General features: G+C 55.9%; 1 protein-coding gene. It reads right to left on the reverse strand.

Translation table 11 applies throughout. From position 1 onward, the window contains the following. Positions 1-279: hypothetical protein (locus tag P8629_RS11720; RefSeq protein WP_278166305.1), on the reverse strand; the 279-nt coding region annotated here is incomplete at both ends.

Here is a 279-nt window from a genome sequence, read left to right on the forward strand (position 1 = left end):
CTCAATTGCCTTGGCCTGTTGGTGAATGGTCAGCCGCTGCTGACGGAACACGATCAGGGTGATGGCGATCAGCGCGATCACCGAGAACATGACGATCACCAGCCCATAGAAAATAATGTGCCGCTTCTCGATGTAGTCCTCATAGGCGGCGGTGCGCTGCTTCACCTCGGCATGGTCGGTCAGGTTGGCCATTTCGATGGAGTAAGGCTTGATGGCCTTCATGGCCGCGAAAACCTGGTCGAAGTCGATTTTCGGGCTGTCCAGCAGCTTATCGATGCG

This window comes from Hydrogenovibrio sp. 3SP14C1, assembly GCF_029625905.1.
Taxonomy (GTDB): Bacteria; Pseudomonadota; Gammaproteobacteria; order Thiomicrospirales; family Thiomicrospiraceae; genus Hydrogenovibrio.